Origin of the sequence: Tannerella forsythia, from assembly GCF_001006485.1 — a bacterium.
Taxonomy (GTDB): Bacteria; Bacteroidota; Bacteroidia; order Bacteroidales; family Tannerellaceae; genus Tannerella; species Tannerella forsythia.
The window spans coordinates 1-6,018 of sequence record NZ_JUET01000042.1 but is presented as its reverse complement, the minus strand read 5'-3'; the positions used below and the strand labels follow the sequence as shown (position 1 = coordinate 6,018).

At 34.5% G+C, this 6,018-nt stretch carries 5 protein-coding genes and 2 pseudogenes; 6 read left to right on the top strand and 1 reads right to left on the bottom strand.

Annotation, left to right across the window (positions count from 1 at the left end; translation table 11 throughout):
* The 6 genes and pseudogenes from Tanf_RS14060 to Tanf_RS01880 form a co-directional block, all read left to right on the top strand.
* Nucleotides 1–188 (top strand): annotated as a pseudogene (locus Tanf_RS14060) (IS1595 family transposase); the annotation flags it as partial.
* 287 nt (nucleotides 189–475) lie between these two features.
* Entirely contained in the window at nucleotides 476–724 is a 249-nt protein-coding gene (locus Tanf_RS01900) for a TIGR04149 family rSAM-modified RiPP (protein ID WP_041590492.1), read from the top strand.
* Between the two features lie 103 nt (nucleotides 725–827).
* Complete coding sequence (locus tag Tanf_RS01895; protein ID WP_014223559.1) at nucleotides 828–2,006, top strand: DUF4934 domain-containing protein; 1,179 nt, start codon at nucleotides 828–830, stop codon at nucleotides 2,004–2,006.
* A 13-nt stretch (nucleotides 2,007–2,019) separates the two neighbouring features.
* Entirely contained in the window at nucleotides 2,020–3,516 is a 1,497-nt protein-coding gene (locus Tanf_RS01890) for a radical SAM peptide maturase (RefSeq protein WP_014223560.1), read from the top strand.
* A 2-nt stretch (nucleotides 3,517–3,518) separates the two neighbouring features.
* Nucleotides 3,519–4,742, top strand: a complete 1,224-nt coding sequence (locus Tanf_RS01885; protein ID WP_046824704.1) for a TIGR04150 pseudo-rSAM protein — start codon at nucleotides 3,519–3,521, stop codon at nucleotides 4,740–4,742.
* Nucleotides 4,743–4,745: 3 nt separating this feature from the next.
* Nucleotides 4,746–5,546: pseudogene (locus Tanf_RS01880) on the top strand (cysteine peptidase family C39 domain-containing protein); the annotation flags it as partial.
* Nucleotides 5,547–5,575: 29 nt separating this feature from the next.
* Here Tanf_RS01880 and Tanf_RS01875 read toward each other — a convergent pair.
* The coding region (locus Tanf_RS01875) for an IS4 family transposase (protein ID WP_046824703.1) at nucleotides 5,576–6,018 on the bottom strand (443 nt) is incomplete at its 5' end.

The following is a 6,018-nucleotide window of genomic DNA, read 5'->3' as shown; positions in this document are numbered from 1 at the left end:
TCGCCATCAGCAATGCCAAGAGACAGTTGATAAATACGTTCCATGACATCAAGCCCGAATTCTTACAAAATTACTTAGATGAATTCTGTTACAAGTTTAATCGCCGATATTTGGGAGAAGCTCTTTTTGGAAGATTGCTCGTAGCTTGTGTAAGCTATAGAAATGAGTTTAGGTATAAGTGCGGATAATCATTAAACGATATAATGATATATTTTGAAAGGTATTTTCTATGGGGCGGTGAAAGTGCGCAATGAATAAGTGTTTTTTCAATCGGTCACTCGGTATTTCCGGATAAAGATAGCGTGTGTTTGTGTGGATTTATGAAACACTGGTCAAGAGCAAATATACCGTTTATCGGGAAAAAACGACCGTTCGTTAGGAAAAATGCTACCGTTCGTTAGAAAAGCGGAGTATAAATTAGAGCAAGAGGGAGAGGATAATTATCTTTGCTCCCGACATATTAAAATTTTATCGTATGAAAAAGTTAAAAAAAATCAAATTAAATCAGCTAAATCAAGCTGAAATGGAAGACCGGGCAATGAATATGCTTCGGGGTGGGAACACTTGCGGATGTGGATGCGATGGTCCAAGTGGAGATGAAGATAACTACAGCAGCAATTGGGATGGTAATTTATATTCACCCGGCGGAAACCAGCATTGTTCCTGGCCCGGAAGTGGAGACGTGACAGTATATGGAGGAAGTAAAGCTCCCGGTATGCCGTAACTCGTATCTTTATACAAGAATTTCTTTAAATTTTGATCCCTGTATGTTTTAAAGAAATTCTTGTATTTCACATTTGTAGAAACATGCTACTCGGAAAAATAGAATGAAAACAAGACCAAAAATAATCGTATTTACATTTATCTTTTGTCTTATTATCGGTTGTACTTCTGGTAATAAAAAGAAACAGGACATTAAAGAAACATCTTTTTTCTCCCTAAACATCAACGATGTAAAAAGCGAAATAGAATTTCCGCTCTCTGAATTGGTGGAGTCATTGGAAGTAATACCATTGGAGAATAAAGATGAAGCTTTTAGTAAAATAGGTGTAATTTATGTTTCGGATAATTATTTAGGAATGCAACCATATGGACAGTTTTCGTATAAATTATTCGATAAAAACGGAAAATTCATTTGCGATGTTGGAGCAAGAGGGCAAGGCCCCGGAGAATATCGAAATGTATATTTTTCCCAAATTAATGAAAAAAAAGAGCGTATTTATATCGTTTCTCATAATGCTAAAAAGATTCTAACGTATGATTTAAAGGGAATATTTTTAGAAAACGAGTGTATTCCTCTTGCAGCAAAGTTGCCTAAAGGTAGTTTTTATGTAAATAACGAACGTAAAGAGGTTACTGTTATTAGCTTGCCATTCCGAGGCGAGCAAGAAATGGTATGCTGGACACAGGATTTTAGCGGAAAACTTTTGCAATCAGTACCGGCAGAGCAATACGCTGTTATTCCCGATTACAGCAATGAGGTATATTCTTTTCGGAACACATCGTCCTATGATTTTCAATTGGGAGTTTTTTATCAAGAAAAACCGGATACACTTTACCATTACAATGTAAAAAATAACAGCGTGAATCCTGTTTTTACGTTAAATGCACCCATTAAGGCGGGTACTCTTGGATATCGGTATATGGAACTCCCTGATGATTATTTGGTAGCAAGATTGAATTTGAGAATGGGAGCTAATCCTGATAACGATGTAGAGTCTACAAAATTAATTTTAACGAACAAAAAAACTAAGAAATCTCAGTACGTTCGCATCATAAATGATTACTTAGGCGGTTGGGAATTTGATCCGTTCTTCCTTTCGTTTCGTATTCGAGATGGTTATTTCACTTACGCAATGGAACCAATAGAATTAAAAGAACTATTGGAAGAGTCGCTCAAAAAAGATGATTTACAACCCGATGTACGAAAAAGAATAACGGAACTCAACGCAAAGTTAGATATCAACGATAATAATGTTATTTTGATGGGGAAGCTAAAAAAATAAAAACTTAACAGTTATGCTTAAAAATAATATCATATTCTTTTCAAATAGTGGAAATTCCTATCTTTTTTCCTACAAAGACAAAGAATTCATTCCATTACATCCCGTACTTAAATCAATTATCCTTCTTAAACAACAAGACATTACTGATAATGAGTTATATTCCCATATAGAATTAGAAAGCTATCCTACTGAAATCATCAAAAGGTATATTGATAAGTATAATTATTTGGTGGATAACACCTTCCTTACTAATGAAGATATTGGAATAAAAGAGTTCGGTAAACTTAACAAACACATAATAGACAGACAAATTAATGACTTAAAGGTACTTACTTTTGAAGTTACTGATAAATGTAATTTACGGTGTCGCTATTGTGCCTATGGTGACATGTATAGCGGATACGATGAACGCAAAAGTAAAAACATGAGTTTCGAAACAGCTAAACATTTACTGGACTATTTATTCAATCGTTGGGAAAATTCTATCTCGATATCAGAGGAACGCAATATTGCAGTTGGTTTCTATGGAGGAGAGCCGTTGATGAACTTTAAGTTGATACAGAAGATTGTTGAATATATTTCGAAAAATCTACCTTCAAGTATAAATGTAATGTACAATATGACAACCAATGCATTACTTTTGGATAGGCATATTGATTATTTAATTAAGCATAACTTTAAACTTCTTGTCAGTTTAGATGGAGCTGAAGAAGATAATTGTGAACGAGTAACACCTAAAAACAAGAACTCTTTTTCCATTATATATCGAAATTTAAAGAATATTCAAATAACAAATCCAGAGTATTTTAAAAAAAACATTGCGTTTAATAGTGTTTTTCATTCTAAAAGCGATGTAAATAGAATTGTGGATTTCTTTAAAAGAGAGTTTGATAAAACGACTCAATTATCAGAAATCAATAATTCGGGGATAAAAGACGAAAAGAAATTCAGTCTGCTACAGAAAAGTGTATTCAAGAGTATTGATAATTCATCCAGATCATTGAAAATAGACAAGGAGCTTATGTATAATTCGCCTCGCATCTCTAATTTAACATATTTCTTACATCATTTAAGCAATGAAGTGTATAAGGACTATCGGTTGTTATTGTATGGAGATAAGAAATACTCATTATTGAACACGGGTTCTTGTGTCCCTTTTGAAAGGAAGATGTATCTTACAGTAAACGGTCGTATTTTAGTTTGTGAAAGAATAGACCATGAATTTTCTGTGGGATATGTAACTGAAAACGGGGTTGAACTTGACACTGATAAGATAGCTAAGAAATATAATTATTATTGCAAAAAACTACACCATCAATGTCGAAGTTGTTATTCTCAAGCATCTTGTTCACAATGTATGTTTTACTTGAATATAAAAGAAAAAAACGTGAAATGTCATAATTATAAATCAGGTACAAAATTTGCCGAATATCTTTCTTTGAATGTTACTTATTTAGAAAACAATTCTTGGGCTTACAAAAGGGTTATGAACGAAATTACAATTTTTTAATCATGAAAAACTGGCTATATATCGAACCTTATACTTTGCTTTTTAAAACAGACAAAGAATGTTTATTGTATAATACTCTTGATGGAAGTAAACTTATTATTCCCGTAAACGGTAAAAATCGAGATTTACTATATGCTTTAGCGGAACAAAAATGCATTGCGATTTCAGACACATTAGCAGATCATCAAACTTTGTCTGATATTATTGCATTGGTTCAAAACACTTTTAACGGAGATGTTATTCCGATTGAAAATGACAGCTGCAGACCCGCTGTATTTAAGCCAATTATAAATAATCAACGAGCCTTTGAAAAGTTAGATACTTATGATTGGATAAATATAAATAGTGAGGTAATGAATTATTTAGAGGAAGTTTTTATTTATATCAATGGAGGCAAACAAAATAACCTGAGAAACATTAAATTATTTAATCAAATTCACTCGTATATTGAATCAAATCTTGAAATAGACAGTCAACTTCTTGCCGAGTTTTTTAAACGTGTTATTGACAAACAGATAAACCGTATCAATATACTAGGTGGAAATATAATGTCGCATGCTTTTTTGTCTGACATAATTCGTATAATGCGTGAGAAAGCGCATATTATTAATTTTCATTTCAGATTTGACGAATGGAAAGCAGAGTATAAAAAAGTACTTGAATCAAAATTTGACGAATTAACAATAATATGTCCGATATGTCTCTTAATGGAAAATCCTTTTAATTTGGATGGATTATTCAATCAAAAATATGCCAAAAAGACAAAATATATTTTTATTATCCAAAATGAGAAGGAGTATAAAAGATACGAGGAAATTGTTAGTAATAATCCATATGTAATTAAATATCGATGTCTGCCTTTATTTAATGGTAGTAATATTAAATTTTTCGAGGAAATAATTTATAGCGATGAATCAGATATTGAAGATATTAAGCTTACAAAAAGAGAGGTGTATTCTAACCAAAAAATTAACAATATTGACTTTGGACGAATTACGATACTTCCCAATGGAGCTATTTACGCCAATGTAAATCATCCACCCATTGGCGACCTTAGAGATAAAATACATGATGTTTTATATAACGAATTAAAATTTGGGAGATCTTGGCTTCAAATTAGAGATATGGAGCCCTGTTGTCACTGTGTATATCAATTTTTATGTCCGCCACCATCAAATTATGAATTGGTTATTGGAAGACCGAATCTATGCCATGTCCACCCATAGCGAATGAGCTCTTTTCCTCAATTCATTCAGCTTGATTCCATGGACTGCGGTCCAACCTGCTTGCGCATGATAGCCAAGCACTATGGCAGGTACTACAGTCTGAAAACCCTTCGTCAACATTCGTTTATTACGCGTGAGGGAGTTTCCATGCTCGGCATAAGCGATGCGGCGGAATATATCGGGTTTCGCACATCGGGAGTAATGATTTCATTCGAACAATTGGTGGAAGAAGCCCCGTTGCCCTGCATCGTACACTGGAATCAGAACCATTTTGTGACGGTCTACGATGTTAAAAGAAATAAAAAAGGATATCGTATCCGTGTTGCAGACCCCGCGTTGGGATCAGTTACATATCATGAAGCGGAATTTAAAAAGTGCTGGCTGAGTACGAAGGAAGAAAACGAAGATCGGGGAGCTGCTCTGCTTCTGCAACCCGGGCCGGAGTTTTACGATCGCGAGGATGAAAAAGAAAATCGCAATCGCAGTCTCCGGTATTTCCTACGATACCTGACACCTTATAAGAGCCAGCTTGTTCAACTAATACTGGGAATGGTTGTGGTGAGTCTTCTGCAACTGATTTTTCCGTTTCTCACTCAGTCCTTAGTGGATATCGGTATCCGTGACGGTAACATGAGTTTTATCACGCTGATCTTATTCGCACAGCTCGTTATCTTTATCGCCCGCCTTTCCGTGGAATTTATTCGCAGCTGGATATTGCTGCATATGAATACACGGATAAACATCGCCTTGATTTCAGATTTTTTAGCCAAATTGATGAAATTGCCTCTTCGCTATTTCGACACACTAGTGTCCACTAAAAATTATCGGACAGGTTAAAAATTAAAATTATCAAACAAACTAAGTCCATCAAGACCACTTTGATCTTTGACATTATTGAATTTAGATTGACTGAAGAGATCAACCCAATGAGACTTGTCGGTAAGTGAAATGCTAAGGATCTGAAGTACCTCATATATGCTTCTTTCAAGTTGCATGTCGTGCTGAAGGACAGCAACAAGACAGTACGATATGATGGCGCAATAGACCTGGATTCGTACTGCATTCTCTGACGTTCCCCAAAACTTTTTTATCTTCAGATGTTGCTTAAGCCATTTGAAAAATAACTCGACCTGCCATCTGTTTTTATAAAGTAGGGCAACTTGAAGAGCGGTCAAATCAAAAGCATTTGTAAGGAAAACGAATTGACGATTCTGTTCTTCATCCCAATACTCAACCTTACGGATTTTGATTGGATAGTCCTTTGAGGACTTATAAA